This is a genomic window from Streptomyces sp. NPDC047525 (assembly GCF_040643025.1).
GTDB lineage: Bacteria > Actinomycetota > Actinomycetes > Streptomycetales > Streptomycetaceae > Streptomyces > Streptomyces durmitorensis.
The window spans coordinates 586,031-604,859 of record NZ_JBEYTL010000006.1; the positions used below are offsets into that span (position 1 = coordinate 586,031).

Genomic DNA, 18,829 nt, shown 5'->3' on the forward strand with positions numbered 1-18,829 from the left:
CTTTTCAGGGGGCGGTTTTCGGCCAACATTAGTGCAGCGCTCAACTGTCGACCGGGAGGGGCTGGTTGGCTCCGTAGGTGATCAATAGCCTGGTGGACGTTGCCTGTTTCTGACCTAGGAGCTACATGTCCACCGCGCAGCAGGTCCCTGACATCCTCTCGCCCGAGTTCGCCAAGAACCCGTACCCGGCCTATCAGGCGATGCGGAAGAACGCCCCGCTCTTCTGGCACGAGGCGACGCAGAGCTGGATCATCTCGCGGTACGAGGACGTCGAGCGCGTGTTCAAGGACAAGGGCTCCCAGTTCACCACCGACAACTACGACTGGCAGATCGAGCCCGTCCACGGCAAGACGATCCTCCAGCTCAGCGGCCGTGAGCACTCCGTGCGGCGCGCGCTCGTGGCCCCGGCGTTCCGCGGCAGGGACCTCCAGGACAAGTTCCTGCCCGTCATCGAGCGCAACTCCCGCGAACTCATCGACACCTTCCGGCACACGGGCAGCGTGGACCTGGTCGCGGACTACGCCACCCGCTTCCCGGTGAACGTGATCGCCGACATGCTCGGCCTGGACAAGTCCGACCACGCGCGCTTCCACGGCTGGTACACCACCGTCATCGCCTTCCTCGGCAACCTGGCGGGCGACGCCGAGGTCGCGGCGGCCGGCGAGCGCACCCGGGTCGAGTTCGCCGAATACATGATCCCGATCATCCGCGAGCGCCGGGGCAACCGCGGCGACGACCTGCTCTCCGCGCTGTGCGCCGCCGAGGTCGACGGCGTCAGCATGAGCGACGAGGACATCAAGGCCTTCTGCAGCCTGCTGCTCGCGGCGGGCGGCGAGACCACCGACAAGGCGATCGCCAGCATCTTCGCCAACCTCCTGATGCACCCCGAACAGCTCGAAGCCGTCCGGCAGGACCGCACCCTGATCGCCCGCGCCTTCGCCGAGACCCTGCGCCACACACCGCCGGTCCACATGATCATGCGGCAGTCGGCGACCGACGTGGAGGTCACCGGTGGCACCATCCCCGCCGGAGCCACCGTCACCTGCCTGATCGGCTCGGCCAACCGTGACGAGCAGCGCTACAGCGAGCCGGACCGCTTCGACATCTTCCGGGACGACCTGACCACGACGACCGCGTTCTCCGCCGCCGCCGACCACCTGTCGTTCGCCCTCGGCCGCCACTTCTGCGTGGGTGCCCTGCTGGCCAAGGCCGAGGTGGAGATCGGCGTCGGCCAGCTCCTCGACGCGATGCCCGACGTACGGCTCGCCGAGGGCTTCGACCCCGTCGAGCAAGGTGTGTTCACCCGTGGGCCGCAGTCGCTGCCGGTGCGGTTCACCCCCGTCACCGCCTGACCCCTGACCCGACCGGGGCGCCGCCCCAAGGCGGCGCCCCGGCAACCCTTCAGTGCGCCGCGGGCGTGAACTGCACCGGCAGCGACGTCAGGCCGCGCATCCAGATGGACGGGCGCCAGGTCAACTCGTGCGGCTCCACCGCGAGGACGAGGTCGGGCAGCCGCTCCAGGAGCGTCTCGACCGCGGTCCTCGCGATCACGTCGGCGAGCAGCGGAGCCGGGTAGGGGCAGCGGTGCTCGCCGTGGCTGAAGGAGAGATGCGCCGAGTTCTCCGGGCCGACGTGCGACTCGGGCCAGATCTGCGGGTCGGTGTTGGCCGCGGCGAGGCCGAGCACCAGACAGTCGCCAGCCCGGATCTGCCGCCCGCCGAGCTGGGTGTCGCGCACCGCCCAGCGGCCGATGAAGTTCTGGGTCGGGGTGTCGAGCCACAACACCTCGTTGAGCGCTTCGCCCACGCTCAGCCGCCCACCGGACACGTTCAGGGCGAACCGGTCGTCGGTCAGCATCAACCGCAGCGTGTTGCAGATCCAGTTGGCCGTCGGCTGCTGCGCCGCCGCGATGATGGAGATCAGGTCCTGGACGATCTCCTCGTCGGTGAGACCCGCCGCATGCTGGAGCATCCGCGACGTGACGTCCGCACCGGGCTTCTCCCGCTTCTCCTTGACCAGGAGCTGGATCCGCTCCCCGACGCGGGTGTACGCCGCCACCGGGTCGTCGCCCTCATGCGCGTCGAGCGAGATCCGCAGGTCGTCCACGAGCTGCTGCGTGTCCGTGCCCTCGTGCGGCATGCCGCACATCTGCACCGCGGCGATCATGGGCAGCGCGTGTGCGTACGCGTCCATCAGCTCGGCCTGGCCGCTGCCGGCGAACGAGGCGATGAGCCGGTCGGCGATCCGGGCGCTGTCCCGGGCCAGTTCGAACTGGTCGACCCCCTCAAGGGCCTCCGTGATCACCCCGGCCCGCCGCCGGTGCTCCTCGCCCTCGGTGAACAGGACCGACGGCTGGTAGCCGACGAAGGGGAGCAGCGGCCAGTCGGCGGGAATGTGGTCCCACTGGTTCCAGCGGCGCGAGTCACGGGCGAACAGCTCGTCGTGGCCGGTCACATAGCTGACCTCGGAGTAGCCGAGCACCAGCCACGCGGGCACGTCACCGTCGAGGAGGACCGGCGCGACCGCGCCGTGCTCCCTGCGCATGCTGCGGTAGAGCTGCGAAGGCGTCTGCTGGTACTCCAGACCGCCCAGGCGCACCGCGCCCGCGTGGGCCGGGCACCCGGGTGGCGGGCTCTGCTCGTAGGGGGATCCGGTCGGCTCGGTCACGGTGTCATCTCCTGGGCCATGGCCAGTGCGTAGAGGTGGTCCACGAGGGTGATCAGGACGTCCTTGCCCGACGACCTCACCCGTGCGTCGCAGTCGATCAGCGGCACATGGTCGGGCAGCGCGAGGGCCTGGCGGATCTCATCGAGCGAATGGGCGGAGCTGTCGTCGTCGAACCGGTTGACGGCCACCACGAAGGGCGTCTTGTGGTGTTCGAGACGGTCGATGGCGTACCAGGAGTCGTCCATCCGCCGCGTGTCGACCAGGACGACCGCGCCGAGCGTGCCGGAGAAGAGCCGGTCCCACAGGAACCAGAAGCGCTCCTGCCCGGGAGCGCCGAACAGATAGAGGACCACACGTTCGTTGAGACTGATGCGGCCGAAGTCGAAGGCCACCGTCGTGGTGGTCTTGGCGGCCACGTCGGCCGTCTCGTCGACACCGATGCCGGCCTGCGTCATCACCTCTTCGGTGTTCAGCGGACGGATCTCGCTGACCGACCGGACCAGCGTGGTCTTGCCGACCCCGAAGCCGCCCACGACGACGATCTTCAGGCCGGTCTCGGCAGTGTCGGACAGCGGCGTACGGGAGGGCAGCTCAGATGTTGCGGAGCCCATGGAGCACCTCCTTGAGAAGGGCGGAATCGGGGATCGACGCGGCCGAACCGGCCGCGCGGGGATGACGGGCGGTGATCCGGCTCATCGCAAGGAGGTCACCCAGCAGGATCCGCACCACCGTGATCGGCAGCTTCATCTCCGCGGCGATCTCCACCACGGCCGTCGGATGCCGGCACAGTTCGAGGATCCGTACGTGCTCCGACTGCATCCCGGCAGTGGGCTCGCACTCGCTCACCACCAGAGTGACCAGGTCGAACGAATCGTCGTCGGCGCGGCTGCGGCCACCGGTGACCGTGTACAGCCGGTCGGGGTCACCGATGTCCACGGGCCTGCGCGGCGGCGTCACGAGGAGCCGCTGCCTTCGTCCTGCGCGCGCGGCTCGGCGCGCAGATGTTCACCGATCTGCTCGACCAGTTCGGTCATCTGATGGCCCACCACACCGGGATCGGCGTTCTCCTCCGCCACGACCGCCAAGTGCGCTCCCAGGCCGGCCTCGACGATGAAGAGCAACCCGCCGTGGAATTCGGTCATGGAGTGCCGGACGCCTCCGGTGCCGTCGCCGAACTCCATGGATGCACCCTGGGCCAGCGCCTGGATGCCGGAGCAGATCGCCGCCAGCTGGTCAGCCTGGTCGAGCGTCAAATGCTCGCTCCAGCACAGCTTCAGGCCGTCCCGGGAGAGCACCAGGGCGTGCCGCGTACCGGGGGTGCGCTTCAGGAGGCTCTGCAGGAGCCAGGTCAGGCTGTTGTCAGTGGTCTGCATGGTAGGCGGGGCGAGATGCGCCGGGTCTGCCGGTCACCTGCCCGTCCCTCCAATCTCACGATCTTGAGCGGGGAAGGGGGCGCCAGAGCCCGGGCGCCGTGCGGGTGGCTTCGATCTACTCGGCGGGCGGCGGCCCGGACTCGGTGGGGGAATCGGGTGCCGCGGGGGAGCCGGGCACGTCACCCGCAGCCCGCCGCGCACGGTGGAAGGCACCGAAACGGGAACCGGCGTCACGCGGCGGAAGACCCGCGTCGCCGGACATCGCCCCTGCCCCTGCCGCCGCGGCGGCGTCGGACGCCGCCCTGCGCTGCTCCCGCTCCCGCTCCGCCTCGGCCATGGTGCGGCCGGGGGCGCGCACGGGCAGGCCGTTCGTTGTGGCGGCCGCGGGGCGGGCCTGCGTGGGCTGGGGCGTGGCGTCCGCGTCGGCCGGGGGCGGGGCGGGGGCCGTGGGCGTCTCCGGGGCGGCGGGGCGCTCCGGGGCGGCCGCGACCTCCTGGGCCGCGGGGGCGGTCGTCGGCTGGATGCTGCGGGGGGCGAGCTGCTGCGGAGCGGGGTCGCGCTGCTGGGCCAGGAGCTGCGGCGGCAGGAGCACCACCACGCCCGTACCGCCGCGCGAGGAAGGACGGAAGTTGATGCTCATGCCGTACTTGGCGGCGAGGCGTCCGACCACGGCGAGGCCCAGGCGCGTGCCCTGCAGCGAGGCCAGGTCCGTCACATGGCCGGAGACCGACTCCTCGGCACGGCGCATGGCCGCGTCGGCCATCTTCAGACCGCTGTCCTCGATCGTCACGACGATCCCGGCGCTGCGCTCCTCCACATAGACGTGCACCTCGTCGATGGGCGGGGAGAAGTTCGCCGCGTTGTCCATCAGTTCGGCCAGCACGTGCATGACACCCTCGGCGGCGAAACCGGCGATCGCCACGGTCGTCGAGCAGTGCAGCCGCACCCGCTGATAGGCGGAGATCCGGCCCACCGCGCCCCGCAGGATGCTCTCCATGACGATCGGCTTGTTCCACGCGCGGCTGGAGCGGCCACCCATGAGGAGGGCGAGACGGTCGGTCATCAGACCCAGCTGGGAGGTGCTGTGGTCAAGCCGCAGCAGGTCGCCGAAGACCTCGACGCCGTGTCGTTCCTGCATGTCCCGCAGGTCGGCGAGCATACCCACGGACTTGGCCTGGACGCGGCTCAGCGCCTTGGCGGATGCCGCCTGTGCGGCGGCGGCGCGCCGCTCGCTGTAGGCGAGCTCTCGTACGAACGATTCGGCGGGCACCCGCAGCAAGGGGTTGCGCGGCCATTCGAGTCCGGCAAGGACCGTGTCCGCGGACGCACCCTCGCGCAGCCGCTCGATCGCGGAGGGCAGGGTCACCGCCGTCAGCTGGTCCAACTCGTCGGCTGCCTGCGCGAGTTGCCCCTGCGCCTGGTCGCGCCGGGCTTCGACGTCGCCGGCGTGCCGCACGGCCTCCTCCACCACGGACGCGAACACCTGGACGACCTGGCGCAGCTGCGGATCCGACGGAGGCGCCGTCTGCGCCAGGGTCTCGTTCGCGCTCGCCCCGTCGCGCAGCCGTTTCACGACGGTCGGCAGCGTGACGTTCACCAGATGCGCGGACTCGGCGCCCTGGCGCGCCAGCTGCGCCTTGAGCGAGGAGGCCTCGGCGTGGTCCGCGGCGGCGGCCGCGTGGACCCGCTTGGCGAGCAGCGAACCGCTCACGAGGGCGATCGCCAGGCACAGCCAGCCGACCGCGACGGAAGCCGCCGTCCAGACCCGGGCGTTGTCAGGTGCCGAGAGGCTCGCGATGGCACCGGCCGCAGCGGTCACCACCAGCACGACCACGGGCACGGCCGACGCGGGCCGCCGCGCCTTCGCTATTCGGTGCGGGCTGGGGGGAGCAGGCACGGGCATTCAGCGGTCCCTCGGTCCTTGAGTGCAGGTGAGCAACGAGCCGACCGAATTTGCGCATCGGTCGCAGGCCCGGCGGGAACACCAAAGAGGATGGTGATCTTCCGGGCCACACATGGCGCCATGCTAGTCACCCCGCGGGGCGCGCAGGACCGAGAGGTGGAACAGTCCTCCCAAGAGAGCACTTCGTCGCGTTCTCGCCCCTCGAACATGGCCCCGTGATAGTGGAGTTCGACTTACAGCGGCGATCACGGGGTGGATCAGTCGACCGCCGACGTCTCGGCGACCTCGTGGGCCTCGATGCCCGGAGTCGCGAGGAGATCCGCGATGCAGGCCGCCGTTCCGCCCACGTACGTGCTCACCAGGTCGACGTCACCGGCCACGCACCAGGCGCGGTCCTCGGGCCACCACAGGTCGGGGATCTCGGGCAGCGCCATGCCGCGATCGGCCGCGGGCGACGCGGGCGAGTCGGCGTCGTCGAGAGGCCCGGCGAGCAGGATCTCGTGGCGGCCCGGTGTGCGGAACACGGGGTAGCCGTCCCAGTTGTAGTTTCCGTATCCCTCCCAGAGTCCGTACCAGCAGCGGTCGGGCGTCCGGGTGTGCCGGGACAGCACAGGGATCAGGGCGCGGGCCACGTCCGCGGGTGTCGGGCCCTCGTGCGGGTGTTCGTCCCAGAGGCCGGGGACGCCCGGGGTGTCGTCGTTGCGGTAGAGGAGCCGGTCCCCGAGGCCGATCAGCTCGTGCCAGCGTGTCCCCGCCGACACCGACCGGCCGTACGCGGAGGCCACTTGGTCCCACCGCACCGGCTCCGTGCCGAGCAGGGCCGGGTGGAGGATCCGCGCGTACGCGTCGAAGCCGGGTGCGCAGACGCCTGCCACCGTGCCGAATCCGTCGTCGTGGGGCGGGCGTTGCTCCAGCCAGCGGGCGGGCTCGAGGTCGAGCCGCTCGACACGGAGACGGCCGTAGAGGGGCGGGGGCGGGGACTGGTGGACGAGGCGCATGGCTCCAGTGTCGCCTGCGCCGGGGCCACCGCCCTCGGGTGGCTGCCGATTGAGGCGGTTCGCGCGGGGCAGTTGGTCAGTCGCGAGGCGGTCGGGCGATACGGCCGCACCCGCTGTTGTCGATGGAAGAGGCATCCATGGCTGTGAAGAAGACCGCGGTTCTCGTCCTGGACTGCGCGGAGCCCGAGGAGCTCGCGGAGTTCTACGCGGCGCTGCTCGGGGGCACGGCCGGCCCGGGCGGGGACCCCGACCTCATCGAGGTCTCCGACGGGCAGGGCATCCGCGTGGCGATCCACCGGGACAACGGTTACGCGCCCCCGAGCTGGCCGCGGCCTCAGGACGCGCAGCAGGCGCACCTGAGGATCCTGGTGGCCCGCGGCGACATCGACGAGGCGGAGCGCGAGGCCGTCGGCCTGGGCGCCCGGCCCGTGGACACCACGGACAACTCGGGTTCCCGGGACACCCGGACCTACAGCGACCCGGCCGGTCACTCGTTCACCCTGACCGTGTCCGCCGGGCCGCAGGCGCCCGGCTGAGCCCGCGCAGTCGGACCCCGCGCAACCGGCCGCGACGGCTTCCGCTCAGCCGGATGGCTCGTCCGGCACCGGCTGGTCCGGGTGCACGCCACCCGTGTGCGGGGCGCCGCGCCGGCCGGTGCCCGCCTCGTCCGTGTCCGGTACGTCGTCGTCGGCGTCCTGTGCGTTGCCGGTGGTGGCCGACGCGTCGTCCGGCTCCCACTGGTCCTCCTCGTCCGAAGCCTGCTGATCGGGCAGGTCCCTCGGTACGGGCGTCTCGTCCTCGCCCCGGGTCTCGGGCTGCTCCTGGCTCACGGTGTCCTCCAGTGCCTTGTCACTTCGTTCCGCGTGGTTCCACGGCAACTTCCGGTGCGGTGGCCCGGCTACCCGTCGTCGTCGCGGCAACACCTCGTACTGGTTCACGGTGGACCGCTGACGCGCTGTCGGCCACATGAGCGGGGCCGGTTGCCGGGCCGCACCCGGGCCGATGCGGCCAGGGCGACGGCGGTCATCGCCGACAGGAGACCCCAGACCGGCACGAAGCTGCCGGACAGATCCTTGAGCAGGCCGAGCACGGGCGGCATCGCCACGATGGCGATCTGGTTGACGGACATGGCAAGGCCGAGCGCGAATCCCGTCCTGTCCGGCGGAGCCGATTCACTCACGTACGTGACCCAGGGGCCGTACCAGCCGAAGCCGAAGAAGCCGAGCCAGACGAGCGTGCAGCAGGCGATCGCAGCCGACCGGCCCAGCGGCGTCATCAGCACGGCCATTCCCATGAGTACGGCGGCCATGCACAGGACAAGCGAGCCGTACCGGCCGTACGCGCTGCGGTCGCTCCAGGCCGCGAGAGCGATACGGCCGACGACGCCCGCACCCTGAACGGCCACCAGGACAAGGGCCGCCGGTCCGGCGGCCAGGGAGGCCGTCTCGTGCAGATGCAGCACGGTCAGGATGCCCACGCCGTACTGCACCGAGATCAGGCTCGTTCCGGTGAGCATGATCCGCACCATGGACGGTTCGCGGAGCATCCGCAGCCGGACGCCGAGCTGTGTCCCGGGCGAGGCGCGCGGCCCGCCGCCGCGGGGAGCGGCGGTCACGGGCGGCCTGCGGTAGAAGCCCAGGAAGACGCAGGACCCGAGGAGCGCGACGAGCCCGCCGGCCACGGGCGTCGCCCGCCAGCCGTACGCCTCCGCGATGAACGGCAGTGCGGCCGATGCGAGCGCGGCGCCCAGCGGCAGGCCCGCCTGGCGGACGCCCATCGCGAAGCCCCGCTGGGACGCGCCGAACCAGGACGCCACCGATTTGCTGCCGCCGGGCTGGACGGTGCTGTATCCCGCGCCGACGAACAGCAGCACGAGGAGCAGGGACGCGTACCCCGGCGCCGCGCTTCCCGCGAGCAGGCCCGCGGCGACCACGCCGGCGCCCGCCCCGACGACCCAGCGCTCGTCGCAGCGGTCGAGCAGCTCCCCGGCCACGAGGAGCCCGGCCAGGGGGACCAGTTGGGCCGCAGAGACCAGCAGGCCCAACTGTACCGTGCTCAGCTGAAGGTCGCGTTGCAGGTGGATGCCCATCGCCCCGATGCCCTGCACGAAGAACCCGGCAGCGGCCTGGGTGAAGGTGGCGATGCCGAGGACGGCCCAGCGGTAGCGCCAGGCGGTGTGGGCCACCTCTTCGGCGGTGGTCACGGGCGCCAGTACAGCGCGGGATCCGGGTGGTCGACGAAGCCGAGGTCGCGGTAGAGCGGCTCGCCCTCGTGCGAGGCGTACAGGTCCACCCGGGCCACCTCGCGCTCCCGGAACCAGTCGAGCAGGCCGGCCATGAGCGAGCGGCTGTGGCCGCGCCGCCGGTGCGCCGGGTCGGTGACCACGCCGATCACGAGCCCGACCCTGCCGTTGCGCAGATGCGGGCCCGGCAGCCGCTGCTCGACCGAGCCGATGGCGCACGCGGCCAGGCCCCCGTCGCCGTCCACGACGAGGATGCGCGTGCTGCCCGCGGCCAACTGGCCCTTCAGGACCACGGCCAGGGCGTCCCGCCAGCCGCCGTCTCCCGACGGCGGGTTGAAGTACGCGCCGCCGAGGTCCTCGAACAGCAGGGCCCGCAGGCGCACGAGTTCGGTGATGTCCTCCTCCGTCGCCGGACGTATGTCGGTGTGTACCGCGGTGCGTTGTGGCATGCCGGTCAGCCTGATGTAATGGTCTTGTGCATCTCAACCCTTACGGCGAAGAGGTCGTGAACCTGGCCGCAGACCTCGCCAACCGGCGCCCGGGGACGGCCGATGAGCTCGCGGACCGCTGCCGCGCCGCCGGGCTCGTCCTGGAGCGTCCCGTCACGCCGGAGGACCTCGACCGCACCCAGGACGCACTGGACGCGTGGGAGAAGGTCGTCGACGCCACCGACGAGGACGAGCGCGCCGAGCTGCTCAACGGGATGCTGGCGGCCTCCGCCGCCCACCCACGCCTGACCGACCACGCGGACACGGGCTGGCACCTGCACTACCGCGACGACCGGCAGCCGCTCGGCGCCCTGCTGTTCCAGCTGATCTCCGTCGGTACGGCGCTGCACCTGGCGGGGCGGGGCATGCACCGTCTGAGGCGGTGCGCGGTGACCGAGTGCGTCACGATCTTCGCCGACACCTCCCGCACCGGGCGCCAGCGCTACTGCTCCCAGCGGTGCGCCAACCGCGACGCGGTGCGCAGGCACCGCGCGCGCTCCCTGGGCCAGGCGGCCGAGTAGGGCGAGGCGACTGAACCCGGCCCTCAAATGCGGGGCGGGGGCCCTGTTTTCCGGCCGGACTTCTGGTATTCACTCCTGGGATCGATCGCCGTCCGCGCGCTCGCGTTCGCTGCGGTGTACCTCATGCGACCTAGGAGTTCCCGTGGCCCTCGTACGCCGTCCGTTCAGAGCCGCCGCGAAGGTGTCGGTGGTCGCCGCCGCCGCGGCGGGGCTTCTCGCCCCCGGTGTCGTCGTCGACCGGTACGGGGACACCGCTGCCGCCGCCGCGCCGACTGCCGCTGTCCCCGGGCCGATCGCCGACTGGCAGCACGAACGCCTCGCCTCCGGCGTCGACCTGTACCAGGGGAGCGTCTCGGGCCGCCCGGGCGCCGACCACTGGACGGTCACGGTGCGCGCGAACGGCGCCCACCTCGCCGCCGAACGGGACGCGCAGGCGCTGGCGGAACGGGTGCGCGGCGCCGGGTTCGGCGCGCGTGCCGAGGCGGTCGCGTGGCCGCGGGGCTCCGACCGGCACGGCGTGATCGGGGTGCGGGTCCGGGTGGGGGAGTACGCCGCGCGGGCCGATGCCGACGCCGGACGCAAGGCCCTGGCCGCCGCCGGGTTCGACGCGGTGAGCGAGTGGACCGGCGCCGATGGCGTGCCCGGCACCGGAGTCGCCCGGGTCAAGGTGGCGATCGTCGACCCGAAGCGCTACCGCGGTGCGCTGAAGGGCACGTACGGCAAGGGCGTGGCCGGTCGCGAGACGGTGAGCGACATGGCATCGGGCGGCGGCGCCCTGCTCGGTGTCAACGCGGGCTTCTTCGTCATGGAGGGCAAGGACGGCGTGCCGGGCGCGGCGGCCGGAATCGCCGCGTACGACGGGGAGTTGCAGAGCGCGGCGACCGACGGCCGGATCGCGGCGGTGCTGCGCGGCGACGGCCTGCGCCCGGAGTTCAGGAAGCTCAGCACGGAGTTGAGGGTCCGCGCGGGCGCGGCGTCCGCGGTAGTGGACGGCGTCAACCGCGTGCCGGGCCTGGTGCGCAACTGCGGCGGTGTCGGCGGCGATGCCCCCACCCAGCGGCCGCAGCACGACGTGACCTGCACCGACCCCGACGAGATCGTGAGGTTCACCGACGAGCTCGGAGCGGACACCCCGGCGGGCGACGGGGTGGAGGCGGTGCTCGACGCGCGCGGACGCGTGCAGGAGGTGCGTGCGCGCGGCGGCGCCGTGCCCGAGGGCGGCAGCGTCCTCGCGGGCATTGGTACCGGTGCCACCTGGCTGCGTACGCACGCGAAGCAGGGCAGCGCCGTGCAGGTGCGCCAGCGGATCCTGGACGAGCGGGGCCGGGAGCTGAAGCTCGGCCCGCAGGACGACATCGTCAACGGCGGTCCCGAACTGGTGCGGGACGGCAAGGTCGCGGTGAACCACGCCGCCGACGGCATCGAGCACCCCGGCGACCCCTCCTTCGCGTACACCTGGGGCATCAAGCGCAATCCGCGCATGCTCCTGGGCGTCGACCGGCAGGGCCGCATGCTCCTGGTCGGCGCGGACGGGCGGCAGCCCGGCTACAGCGACGGGCTCGGGCTCAACGAGGGGGCGGAGCTGATGAAGTCGCTCGGCGCGGTGCGCGCCATGGCCTTGGACGGCGGCGGCTCGGTCACCATGGCCGTGAACGGCAAGGTGATCAACTCGCCGTCCGACGGCACCGAGCGCGCGGTGGGCGACGCGCTGCTGCTCACGCGCTGACCGCCGGGGCGGGCAGCGGAGCGGTGGTGACCGGGACGTGGCGCGGGCCGCGGACCAAGAGGCCGGGCCGGTAGGAGAGTTGAGCCGGGTCGGCCGTCAGGCGAAGGCCGGGGAAGGCCGCGAGGAGCCGGGGGAGGGCGATCGTGGCCTCCAGACGGGCGAGCCGTGAGCCGACGCAGAAGTGCGGTCCGTGGCCGAAGGCGGCGTGGGGCGCCGGGCGCGTACCGCCGGCCCCTGCCAGATGGCGGCCCGGACGGAAGACGTCCGGCTCCGGGAAGTGCCGGGGGTCGCGGTTGGCGGCGGCGAGCACCGCGAGGACGGAGGCGCCCGCGGGGATGACCACGCCGTCGCCGAGGTCGACGTCCTCGGTCGTGTGCCGCCACGTCGTGCCCTCCAGCGGGCTCGCGTGGCGCAGCGTCTCCTCGACGACGGCCGGCCAGCGTGCGGGATCACGCCGCGCGGCCGCCAGCTCGTCGGGGTGCGTGAGCAGCAGCAGCGAGGCCGACGCGAGGAGGTTCATGGTGGTCTCGTAGCCGGCGAACAGGAGGAGGAACGCCATGGCGAGCAGCTCGCCGTCGTCGAGCCCGCCCTCCGTCGCGTCCTGCGTGAGCGCGCTGAACAGGTCGGAGCCGGGGGCGCGCCGCTTGCGGGCGATCAGCTCGGTGAAGTAGGCGTACAGGCCTGTCCACGCCTCGTCCACCGCGCCCGGCTCCAGCGCGTCGGCGGGCGAGCCGACCCGGTAGGTCCACTCCCGCAGATCCGCCCGGTCGGCCTCCGGCACCCCGAGCACCTCACCGACCACCAGGACGGGCAGCGGGAAGGCGAAGGCGTCCACGAGATCCACGCTGCCGTCCCGCCGCAGCCGCACCGCCATCTCGTGCAGGAGCCCGGCGGTCAGCTCTTCGATCCGCGGCCGCAGCGCGTCGACGCGGCGCGGGGCGAACGCGGCGGTGGTCAGCCGCCGCAGCCGGGTGTGGTCCGGGGCGTCGGAGTTGAGCATGTGCCGCGCCAGACAGGCGCGGGCGCGCTGCGCGGGGGAGTCACCCTTCGGCCGCCCGGCGCCCCGCGGGGGCACGTTCGAGAAGCGGGGGTCGGCGAGGACGGCCCGCGTGTGCTCGTACCCGGTCACGAGCCAGGCGTACGTTCCGTTGGCGAGGGGAACCCGCGCGGCGGGCCCCTGCTCGCGGAGGCGGGCGTAGTACGGATACGGGTCGCGGGCGAAGGCGGGGTCTGCGGGGTCCAAGGCGGGGTCTGCGGGGTCTGCAGTGTCTGCGGGGTCCAGGGAAGCGATCACCCGCTCATCCTTGCCGCGGCGGCCCCACCGCCGGGATCGGGCCCCTCGCCAGGAACGCGGGACCGCGTCTGTGGGAACCGGACAGCAACCGCCAGTGCCGAAGCGGATGCCTACGGTGACGGGTGCTACGGACTGTGACGTTCGGAACCGGGCCCGCTTCGTGGGAGGAGGCGATCACGAGATATCTTGATGTCGAGCAATGTTGCAGACGTGGAGCGGAGCACCCGGTGACTGACTCGACCATCATTTACACCCAGACCGACGAGGCCCCGGCCCTCGCGACGTATTCGTTCTTGCCGGTGGTCAGGGCCTACGCCTCGACGGCCGGGGTCGCCGTGGAGAGCCGTGACATCTCCCTGGCCGGGCGCATCATCGCTCTCTTCCCCGAGTTCCTCGAGGAGAGCCAGCGCATCGATGACGCCCTCGCCGAGCTGGGCGAGCTGGCCAAGACGCCCGGCGCGAACATCATCAAGCTGCCGAACATCTCGGCGTCGATCCCGCAGCTGAAGGCGGCCGTCGCCGAGCTGCAGTCGCAGGGCTACGCACTGCCGAACTACCCGGACGACCCGAAGACCGACGCGGAGAAGGACATCCGCGCCCGTTACGACAAGGTCAAGGGCAGCGCCGTCAACCCGGTCCTGCGCGAGGGCAACTCCGACCGCCGCGCCCCCGCCTCGGTCAAGAACTACGCCAAGGCGCACCCGCACCGCATGGGTGCCTGGACGGCCGACTCGAAGACGAACGTCGCGACCATGGGCGTCGACGACTTCCGCTCCACCGAGAAGTCCGCGACCATCGCCGAGGCCGGCACGCTGCGCATCGAGTTCACGGGCGAGGACGGCAGCACCACGGTCCTGCGCGAGTCCGTACCGGTACTCGCGGGCGAGGTCGTCGACGCGGCCGTGCTGCGGGTCGGCCCGCTGCGTGAGTTCCTCACCGCGCAGATCGCCAAGGCCAAGGCCGACGGCGTGCTGTTCTCCGTGCACCTCAAGGCCACGATGATGAAGGTCTCCGACCCGATCATCTTCGGCCACGTCGTGCGCGCCTTCTTCCCGAAGACGTTCGCCGCGTACGGTGAGGCGCTCGCCGGCGCGGGCCTGACCCCGAACGACGGTCTCGGCGGCATCCTCAACGGCCTCGGCGCGCTGCCCGAGGGCGAGCAGATCAAGGCGTCCTTCGAGGCCGAGCTGGCCGAGGGCCCCGAGCTCGCGATGGTGGACTCCGACAAGGGCATCACCAACCTGCACGTGCCGTCGGACGTCATCGTCGACGCCTCCATGCCCGCGATGATCCGTACGTCCGGCCACATGTGGGGCCCGGACGGCGGCGAGCACGACACCCTCGCGGTCCTTCCCGACTCCAGCTACTCCGGCGTGTACCAGGTCGTCATCGACGACTGCCGCGCCAACGGCGCCTTCGACCCGGCGACGATGGGCTCGGTGCCCAACGTCGGCCTCATGGCGCAGAAGGCCGAGGAGTACGGCAGCCACGACAAGACCTTCGAGATCGCCGCGTCCGGCACGGTGCGCGCGCTCGACGCGGCCGGCAACGTCGTCCTGGAGCAGACCGTCGCCACCGGCGACATCTTCCGGATGTGCCAGGCCAAGGACGCCCCGATCCGCGACTGGGTCAAGCTGGCCGTCAACCGCGCCCGCGCGACCGGCTCGCCCGCAGTGTTCTGGCTCGACGAGACCCGCGCGCACGACGCGCAGCTCATCGAGAAGGTCAAGGCGTACCTGCCCGAGCACGACACCGAGGGTCTCCAGATCGAGATCATGTCGCCGGTGGACGCCACGGCGTTCTCCCTGGAGCGGATCCGCCGCGGCGAGGACACCATCTCGGTCACCGGCAACGTCCTGCGTGACTACCTGACGGACCTCTTCCCGATCCTCGAGCTCGGCACCAGCGCCAAGATGCTCTCCATCGTTCCGCTCATGAACGGCGGCGGCCTCTTCGAGACGGGCGCGGGCGGCTCCGCCCCCAAGCACGTCCAGCAGCTGGTCCGCGAGAACTACCTGCGCTGGGACAGCCTGGGCGAGTTCCTCGCCCTCGCCTCCAGCTTCGAGCACCTCGCGCAGACCACGGACAACGCGAGCGCCCAGGTCCTGGCCGACACCCTCGACCGCGCGACGGCGACGTTCCTGGAGAAGGACAAGTCGCCGACCCGTCGCGTCGGCGGCATCGACAACCGCGGCAGCCACTTCTACCTGGCCACGTACTGGGCCCAGGAGCTGGCCAAGCAGACCGCGGACACCAAGCTCGCCGAGGCGTTCGCCCCGCTGGCCAAGACACTGGTCGAGCAGGAGCAGACGATCGTCGACGAGCTGAACGCGGTCCAGGGCTCGCCCGCCGACATCGGCGGCTACTACCAGCCCGACTCGGCGAAGGCCGCATCCGTGATGCGCCCCTCGGCCACGCTGAACAAGGCGCTCGGCCTGCTCGGCTGAGTGAGTTCCGGTTGACATGGGTCCGCCCCGGCAGCGACATCGCTGCCGGGGCGGACCCATGTCGGTGGTGGTGTCCGCCACAGGCGGAGAGCTCCCGCCGCGGCGAAGAAGGCGGTGCTCTTGCGGGCGCAGGCGTCACTGCCATTCCCTATTACTGAAACGCGTTCTACTGTGTGCGCCGTCAAGCCCAAGCCCGGGGAGCCAGCGAAAGCAGGAGGGGCCGTGCACCTCGAATACACGCCTGAGCAGCGGCAGTTGCGCACCGAGCTGCGCACGTACTTCGCCGAGCTGGTGCCCGACAACGCGTACGCCCGGTACGCCGACCCCGCGGCGCAGAAGCAGTTCTACCGGGAGACCATCCGCCGGCTCGGGGCCGACGGCTGGCTCGGCGTCGGCTGGCCCAAGGAGTACGGCGGGCGCGGGCTCTCGCCCATGGAGCAGTTCATCTTCTTCGACGAGGCCGCCCAGGCCGGCGTCCCGCTGCCCCTCATGGCCCTGAACACCGTCGGGCCGACCCTGATGCAGTTCGGCACGGACGAGCAGAAGGCGTACTTCCTGCCGAAGATCCTCTCCGGTGAACTCGACTTCGCGATCGGCTACAGCGAGCCGGACGCGGGCACCGACCTCGCGGCGCTCAAGACGAAGGCGGTCAGGGAAGGCGACGAGTATGTCGTCAACGGCCAGAAGATCTGGACCACCAACGGCGACACCGCCGACTGGGTCTGGCTCGCCGTCCGCACCGACCCGGACGCCCCGCCCCACAAGGGCATCACCATGCTCCTCGTGCCGACGAGCGACCCCGGCTACTCCTGCACCATCATCAACACCCTTGCCTCGCACGACACGACGGCGAGCTACTACGAGAACATCCGCGTCCCCGCCGCGCGCCGGGTGGGCGAGGAGAACAAGGGCTGGCGGCTCATCACCAACCAGCTCAACCACGAGCGCGTCACGCTCGCCGCGCACGGCACCATGGCCATCCGCGCCTTCCACAACGTGCAGCGCTGGGCCGCCGACACCAAGCTCGCCGACGGCCGCCGGGTCATCGACCTCAGCTGGGTCCGCCAGCGCCTGGCCAGGACGCACACCAAGCTGGACGCGATGAAGCTCCTCAACTGGCAGATGGTGAACGCGGTCCAGGAGGGCACCCTCACCCCCCAGGACGCCTCCGCCGTGAAGGTCTACGGCTCCGAGGCGCGCAGGGACGCGTACGCCTGGCTCATGGAGGTGGTCGGCTCGGCGGGCTCCCTCAAGGAGGGCTCCGCGGGCGCGGTCCTCCACGGCGAGCTGGAACGCGGCTACCGCAGCGCCGTCATCTTCACCTTCGGCGGCGGCAACAACGAGATCCAGCGCGAGATCATCTCCTGGATCGGGCTCGGGATGCCGCGGGTGCGCCGCTGACGCCGGTGTGATGAGGACTTCTTGGTGGGCCTTGCTCGTCAGTCCGCTGCACTCTGGCTCCGCCCGTGATCGCCGCCGGTTCTAGTTGCCGGTCGTGCCGTCGAGCATCGTCGAGCAACTGCGTGAGCGGGAAGTCGACGGCGATACGCATCTCGCGGTCGGGGTCCTCCTCGGTCCAGGGGCCCCGGTCTTCCTCGCCGAGGAAGACCACCTGGAACCAGTAGTACTCGACCCAGCGCAGGTGGTTGATCACTCCGCTCATGGCCATCAGCGGTGAGCCCGGCAGGAGTGCCTTGCTTTCGTCCCACGCGGGCGGTGTGTCATCGACTCTTGTCATCGCGCGAAGCGTTTCCGTTCACCGCGACCATGTCGAGGGATTTTTCGACGGCCCCATCTGCTTCACCATGCGAAATCTGCGTCGCAGGCGCCCACTTGGATGGACCGAAGTGACGGTCACTCCGCCGGTCTGGGGTTCTTGCGCTGATTGGCATTGAAGCGCGCCTTCTTCTGCCGATTCCCGCATGTGTTCATGTCACACCATTTGCGGGTGCGGCTCTGGCTGGTGTCGAAGAAGGCGGCTTGGCAGGTTGGTGATGCGCACAAGGCCAACTTTCCGTCTCGCTCGCCGGAGATGATGTTGATCGCGTCGGCGGCGATCACGCTGAGGGCATCTTCCACGCAGGTGGCAGAGCTGAGCCGCCATCGCCGCTCACCCTCGGGCGTCAGGATGGCAGCGGCCCGCCCCTGAGTGCTGAAGTCGTTGATGACTTGGACGGCAGACGCAGGGAGAGCCTCCTGGCTCGCGGCTGCTGTCGCGGCGGCGTGAATCGACTCCCTCAGTTGCCGGGCGAGGTCGAGCTGGGCAGTGGTGCAGGAGTCCACGGTGAGGCCGTTCACCGCCAGCCAGTCGACGAGGCGCTGCGGCACAGGGATGCGCTCCACGGCGTCGCCATGGCGCTCCGACAGAGTCCCCGTGAAGCTGGTCGCCAGCACGGAACCGAGGCGGAAGTCAGGGAATCCAGCATGCATGGAACCACCTTAGCTGGTTGCACGGTGACATGAAGGCGTAGTAGAACCGTCTTAGCCGGTTCGCCATGGTTCGCAGCCGGTTCCGCGATGGCCAGGAGGTCTCATGCCCCGTCCAACCAGCGACGTCCAAGCATTCGAAGCCCGCGCAACCGACGCCGAGCTCGACGATCTGCGCGCGCGACTGGCCGCGGCGCGACTGCCGGAGGCCGAGACGGTCCATGGCGCCGCGCCCGGGCCTCGCCGATGGGAACAGGGTGTTCCTCGCGCCGACCTCGTCGATGTCGTGAACTACTGGCGCACCGGGTACAACTGGCGGTCGTTCGAAGAGCGTCTTGACCGGATCGGCCAGTTCCGTACGACCATCGATGATCTGGGAATCCACTTCCTGCACCGCCGATCCGCGCGCGCAGATGCCACGCCTCTGCTCCTCACGCACGGCTGGCCGGGCAGCATCGCCGAGTTCATCGACGTAGTGGACGAGCTGGCGGATCCGAAAGACGTAGGCGCGCCCGCGTTCCACGTCGTGGTTCCGTCGCTGCCGGGCTTTGGTTACAGCGACAAGCCGGCCACCACCGGGTGGGGGACCGAGAAGATCGCGGCCGCCTGGGTGGAGCTGATGGGACGGCTCGGCTACAGCAAGTTCGTGGCCCACGGCGGGGACTGGGGAGGCAATATCACCACGGTTCTCGGCGGCAGGTTCCCGGCGCACGTTCTCGGCATCCACACACTGTTCGCGGAGG

At 71.1% G+C, this 18,829-nt stretch carries 19 protein-coding genes; 7 read left to right on the forward strand and 12 right to left on the reverse strand.

Annotation, left to right across the window (positions count from 1 at the left end):
- The first annotated feature begins 125 nt into the window (after positions 1 to 125).
- Entirely contained in the window at positions 126 to 1,352 is a 1,227-nt protein-coding gene (locus ABZ833_RS20800; RefSeq protein WP_361048684.1) for a cytochrome P450, read from the forward strand.
- Between the two features lie 49 nt (positions 1,353 to 1,401).
- Here ABZ833_RS20800 and ABZ833_RS20805 read toward each other — a convergent pair whose 3' ends face one another.
- The 6 genes from ABZ833_RS20805 to ABZ833_RS20830 form a co-directional block, all read right to left on the reverse strand.
- Positions 1,402 to 2,667, reverse strand: coding sequence for a cytochrome P450 (locus tag ABZ833_RS20805; RefSeq protein ID WP_361048686.1), 1,266 nt, complete (start codon positions 2,665 to 2,667; stop codon positions 1,402 to 1,404).
- On the reverse strand, positions 2,664 to 3,278 hold the full coding sequence (locus tag ABZ833_RS20810) for an ATP/GTP-binding protein (RefSeq protein WP_361048688.1): 615 nt from the start codon (positions 3,276 to 3,278) through the stop codon (positions 2,664 to 2,666). The genes ABZ833_RS20805 and ABZ833_RS20810 overlap by 4 nt, the downstream gene beginning before the upstream one ends.
- Positions 3,259 to 3,624: a DUF742 domain-containing protein gene (locus ABZ833_RS20815; protein ID WP_361048690.1), complete on the reverse strand. Its 366-nt coding sequence runs from the start codon at positions 3,622 to 3,624 to the stop codon at positions 3,259 to 3,261. Before ABZ833_RS20815 ends, ABZ833_RS20810 begins: the two co-directional genes overlap by 20 nt.
- Positions 3,621 to 4,040 carry a roadblock/LC7 domain-containing protein gene (locus tag ABZ833_RS20820; protein ID WP_249591702.1) on the reverse strand — a complete coding sequence of 140 codons (420 nt, stop codon included), beginning with the start codon at positions 4,038 to 4,040 and terminating at the stop codon, positions 3,621 to 3,623. Before ABZ833_RS20820 ends, ABZ833_RS20815 begins: the two co-directional genes overlap by 4 nt.
- A 115-nt stretch (positions 4,041 to 4,155) precedes the next feature.
- The gene (locus tag ABZ833_RS20825; protein WP_361048692.1) at positions 4,156 to 5,943 is read right to left on the reverse strand and encodes an ATP-binding protein; all 1,788 of its coding nucleotides are present in this window, start codon (positions 5,941 to 5,943) and stop codon (positions 4,156 to 4,158) included.
- A gap of 257 nt (positions 5,944 to 6,200) precedes the next feature.
- Positions 6,201 to 6,941, reverse strand: a complete 741-nt coding sequence (locus ABZ833_RS20830; protein ID WP_361048694.1) for a hypothetical protein — start codon at positions 6,939 to 6,941, stop codon at positions 6,201 to 6,203.
- 137 nt (positions 6,942 to 7,078) lie between these two features.
- Here ABZ833_RS20830 and ABZ833_RS20835 point away from each other — a divergent pair, with 137 nt between their 5' ends.
- On the forward strand, positions 7,079 to 7,477 hold the full coding sequence (locus tag ABZ833_RS20835) for a VOC family protein (protein WP_361048696.1): 399 nt from the start codon (positions 7,079 to 7,081) through the stop codon (positions 7,475 to 7,477).
- A gap of 45 nt (positions 7,478 to 7,522) precedes the next feature.
- Here ABZ833_RS20835 and ABZ833_RS20840 read toward each other — a convergent pair whose 3' ends face one another.
- The 3 genes from ABZ833_RS20840 to ABZ833_RS20850 form a co-directional block, all read right to left on the reverse strand.
- Entirely contained in the window at positions 7,523 to 7,771 is a 249-nt protein-coding gene (locus tag ABZ833_RS20840; protein WP_361048698.1) for a hypothetical protein, read from the reverse strand.
- A 104-nt stretch (positions 7,772 to 7,875) separates the two neighbouring features.
- Entirely contained in the window at positions 7,876 to 9,144 is a 1,269-nt protein-coding gene (locus ABZ833_RS20845) for an MFS transporter (RefSeq protein ID WP_361048699.1), read from the reverse strand.
- Positions 9,141 to 9,632, reverse strand: coding sequence for a GNAT family N-acetyltransferase (locus ABZ833_RS20850; RefSeq protein WP_361048701.1), 492 nt, complete (start codon positions 9,630 to 9,632; stop codon positions 9,141 to 9,143). The genes ABZ833_RS20845 and ABZ833_RS20850 overlap by 4 nt, the downstream gene beginning before the upstream one ends.
- A 26-nt stretch (positions 9,633 to 9,658) precedes the next feature.
- On the opposite strand from ABZ833_RS20850, the gene ABZ833_RS20855 reads away from it, so the two are divergent.
- Together ABZ833_RS20855 and ABZ833_RS20860 are read left to right on the forward strand one after the other, a co-directional pair.
- Positions 9,659 to 10,192: a CGNR zinc finger domain-containing protein gene (locus ABZ833_RS20855; RefSeq protein ID WP_361048703.1), complete on the forward strand. Its 534-nt coding sequence runs from the start codon at positions 9,659 to 9,661 to the stop codon at positions 10,190 to 10,192.
- Between the two features lie 142 nt (positions 10,193 to 10,334).
- Positions 10,335 to 11,918 (forward strand): phosphodiester glycosidase family protein, encoded by a 1,584-nt coding sequence (locus ABZ833_RS20860; protein ID WP_361048705.1) that lies wholly within the window; start codon positions 10,335 to 10,337, stop codon positions 11,916 to 11,918.
- On the opposite strand, the gene ABZ833_RS20865 is transcribed toward ABZ833_RS20860, so the two are convergent.
- Positions 11,908 to 13,212: a cytochrome P450 gene (locus ABZ833_RS20865; protein ID WP_361048707.1), complete on the reverse strand. Its 1,305-nt coding sequence runs from the start codon at positions 13,210 to 13,212 to the stop codon at positions 11,908 to 11,910. The genes ABZ833_RS20860 and ABZ833_RS20865 overlap by 11 nt on opposite strands.
- A gap of 227 nt (positions 13,213 to 13,439) precedes the next feature.
- Here ABZ833_RS20865 and ABZ833_RS20870 point away from each other — a divergent pair, with 227 nt between their 5' ends.
- Both ABZ833_RS20870 and ABZ833_RS20875 read left to right on the forward strand, forming a co-directional pair.
- The gene (locus ABZ833_RS20870; RefSeq protein WP_361048709.1) at positions 13,440 to 15,659 is read left to right on the forward strand and encodes an NADP-dependent isocitrate dehydrogenase; all 2,220 of its coding nucleotides are present in this window, start codon (positions 13,440 to 13,442) and stop codon (positions 15,657 to 15,659) included.
- 222 nt (positions 15,660 to 15,881) lie between these two features.
- The gene (locus ABZ833_RS20875) at positions 15,882 to 17,060 is read left to right on the forward strand and encodes an acyl-CoA dehydrogenase family protein (protein WP_361048711.1); all 1,179 of its coding nucleotides are present in this window, start codon (positions 15,882 to 15,884) and stop codon (positions 17,058 to 17,060) included.
- On the opposite strand, the gene ABZ833_RS20880 is transcribed toward ABZ833_RS20875, so the two are convergent.
- Together ABZ833_RS20880 and ABZ833_RS20885 are read right to left on the reverse strand one after the other, a co-directional pair.
- The gene (locus tag ABZ833_RS20880) at positions 17,017 to 17,397 is read right to left on the reverse strand and encodes a DUF664 domain-containing protein (RefSeq protein WP_361048713.1); all 381 of its coding nucleotides are present in this window, start codon (positions 17,395 to 17,397) and stop codon (positions 17,017 to 17,019) included. The two genes, ABZ833_RS20875 and ABZ833_RS20880, sit on opposite strands and share 44 nt — an antisense overlap.
- A 116-nt stretch (positions 17,398 to 17,513) precedes the next feature.
- The gene (locus tag ABZ833_RS20885; RefSeq protein WP_361048715.1) at positions 17,514 to 18,089 is read right to left on the reverse strand and encodes a CGNR zinc finger domain-containing protein; all 576 of its coding nucleotides are present in this window, start codon (positions 18,087 to 18,089) and stop codon (positions 17,514 to 17,516) included.
- 103 nt (positions 18,090 to 18,192) lie between these two features.
- Between ABZ833_RS20885 and ABZ833_RS20890 the strand changes: the two genes are divergently transcribed.
- A partial coding sequence (locus ABZ833_RS20890) for an epoxide hydrolase (protein ID WP_361048717.1) occupies positions 18,193 to 18,829 on the forward strand: 637 nt, incomplete at its 3' end.

Bases quoted from the DNA above. Each gene is read 5' to 3' on its own strand.
- ABZ833_RS20850 (WP_361048701.1), bottom strand. From the start codon at position 9,632: ATGCCACAACGCACCGCGGTACACACCGACATACGTCCGGCGACGGAG.
- ABZ833_RS20880 (WP_361048713.1), bottom strand. From the start codon at position 17,397: ATGACAAGAGTCGATGACACACCGCCCGCGTGGGACGAAAGCAAGGCA.
- ABZ833_RS20835 (WP_361048696.1), top strand. From the start codon at position 7,079: ATGGCTGTGAAGAAGACCGCGGTTCTCGTCCTGGACTGCGCGGAGCCC.
- ABZ833_RS20820 (WP_249591702.1), bottom strand. From the start codon at position 4,040: ATGCAGACCACTGACAACAGCCTGACCTGGCTCCTGCAGAGCCTCCTG.
- ABZ833_RS20885 (WP_361048715.1), bottom strand. From the start codon at position 18,089: ATGCATGCTGGATTCCCTGACTTCCGCCTCGGTTCCGTGCTGGCGACC.
- ABZ833_RS20830 (WP_361048694.1), bottom strand. From the start codon at position 6,941: ATGCGCCTCGTCCACCAGTCCCCGCCCCCGCCCCTCTACGGCCGTCTC.
- ABZ833_RS20825 (WP_361048692.1), bottom strand. From the start codon at position 5,943: ATGCCCGTGCCTGCTCCCCCCAGCCCGCACCGAATAGCGAAGGCGCGG.
- ABZ833_RS20810 (WP_361048688.1), bottom strand. From the start codon at position 3,278: ATGGGCTCCGCAACATCTGAGCTGCCCTCCCGTACGCCGCTGTCCGAC.
- ABZ833_RS20800 (WP_361048684.1), top strand. From the start codon at position 126: ATGTCCACCGCGCAGCAGGTCCCTGACATCCTCTCGCCCGAGTTCGCC.